Below are 2,179 nucleotides of genomic sequence, written 5' to 3'. Positions count from 1 at the left end.
TCTCAATATAACCATACAATGACTCGTTTAGAAGACAGTCGTAATGGGCTCAATCGAGTGATCCGTCAGATCCAACGAATTAACTCTGCTCCAGATAAATTAAAAAAAGAAATCACCTACTTTAAGCAAGAATTAGGCAAACCATTCCATACAGTATGGGAATATATCCCTAAAGTAGAAAAACTGATTTTTTTCTACGAAGAAATTTTAAAACATGAATTTGCAGATGCCGACAATTACGAGATCTTGCCTCACCATGTTCAGCTAGCTAAAGAGCTTGCAGCTAAAATTGCTGAAATTGAATTTAGAAAAGATCAACGCGACCAAATTCTAGTTATAAAAGAAGTGTTACTTGGTGATATCAGCTTAAGTAACTTACTGGAATCTTACCAATCGATATTGAGCCTGCTGTTAGAGAATATTGCTCGCGAAAAAACCGCATCACAAGACTTTTTATTTGCCCTCAATGATGCTCTGACTATCGTTCGCGATGTGGTCAATAACACCCATAACAATAACCAACGTTGTGAGCAACTTAAAGGCCAATTAAATAAAGAAATAAATTTACGCGTCAATAACGCCGACGAGTTAGTGGTAGATGCCTATGATCTTAGCCAATTAAAGATTCAACTGACAGTGCAGTTATCTTCGCTTCGCGATTCACTGTCTCGTAAAGAGGCATTAGAACAACGTGAGCAAACCATCTTACGTAAATCTATAGAGTCAATGCGTAAAGAGCTCAATTCAATGAGCCAGGAAGCGAATAGTTACAAAGAAAAGCTATTTGAACATCAAAAGCTCAACCTTCTCGATCCGCTTACCCAATTGGCAAACCGTACGGCATTAGAAGATCGCATGGAGCAAGAATATCGCAACCATGTCCGCTTTAAAACGCCATTGTGGATAGCCATTACAGACATAGACCACTTTAAAAATATTAACGATAACTTTGGCCACAGTACCGGTGATAAAACCCTGCAAGTCATCGCTATGGCATTAAAAAATTCATTACGTGATAGTGAGTTTGTCGCTCGTTATGGCGGTGAGGAATTTGTATTACTATTACCTGATGTTACTGATGAGCATATCTCTCAATTATTGAATCGCGTAAGAGAGAAAATCAAAAATATTCCGTTTAAGTTTAAAAATCAGAGAATTACAGTTACATTATCTATAGGTGCTGCACAAGTCATGGAAAACGAAACGCTTGAAGAAGCTTTCGAAAGAGCCGATGCTGCATTATACCAAGCAAAAAACAACGGCAGAGACCGAGTCGTAATTGATATCTAGCCCATCCCAAGACGATTTTCTTTGGACTCGGCATCAAATACTCGAGTCCAAAGGAGTTGCTTATGATAGTAAAAATTAGTCCACGTGGTAGTCTAGATCAGCTTTCTCAATTAGAAGTCGAGCGCCTAAAACAAGGCGCAAAAAGTGACCTTTACCAATTATATCGAAATTGCTCACTCGCAGTGTTAGCTTCAGGGCTTATCAGCGACAGTTCTGAAGAACTGTTTACTCGCTATGAATCTTTTAGCCTTAATATTTTACAGCGCGAAAGAGGCATACAAATTGAACTCATCAACCCTCCTCTACAAGCCTTCGTCGACGGTGAAATCATTGTCGGTATTCAAGAACATTTGTTTGCAGTTCTCCGCGATATTATATACATCAGCAACAAGTACGAAAATTTAAAGCATATTGACTTAAGCAATGCTAGCCACATTACCAATGTTGTGTTTGATATTTTACGCAATGCTCAAGCTATCTCGCCAATGAAAGATCCTAATGTAGTCGTTTGTTGGGGAGGACACAGCATCAATGCAGTTGAATACCAATATACCCGTGATGTCGGCTACCAACTAGGGCTTCGTAGATTAGATATTTGCACCGGTTGCGGCCCTGGCGCAATGGAAGGCCCAATGAAAGGCGCAGCAATAGCCCACGCAAAACAACGTGTTCATAATGCCCGTTATATAGGTTTAACCGAACCCAGTATTATTGCAGCAGAACCACCCAACCAAATTGTTAATGAATTAGTTATTTTACCCGATATAGAAAAACGCCTAGAAGCCTTTGTCCGTTTAGGCCATGGTATTGTCATTTTCCCTGGCGGAGCCGGAACGGCTGAAGAATTACTCTACTTTTTAGGTATTTTATTAAATAAAGACAATTGCCA

General features: G+C 39.5%; 2 protein-coding genes. Both read left to right on the top strand.

Features of this window, described 5'->3' with window-relative positions; all coding sequences use genetic code 11:
* Positions 1 to 1,290: GGDEF domain-containing protein (locus CXF78_RS21080; protein ID WP_102037859.1), on the top strand; the 1,290-nt coding region annotated here is incomplete at its 5' end.
* Positions 1,291 to 1,352: 62 nt separating this feature from the next.
* Positions 1,353 to 2,179, top strand: an 827-nt coding sequence (gene ppnN / locus CXF78_RS21075; RefSeq protein ID WP_145991612.1) for a nucleotide 5'-monophosphate nucleosidase PpnN, incomplete at its 3' end; no start/stop codon positions are given.

It is taken from the genome of Shewanella sp. 11B5, from assembly GCF_002836795.1.
Classification (GTDB): Bacteria; Pseudomonadota; Gammaproteobacteria; order Enterobacterales; family Shewanellaceae; genus Shewanella; species Shewanella frigidimarina.
Note: the sequence above shows the minus strand (reverse complement) of the source record. Positions and strands in the feature narration are given on the sequence as shown.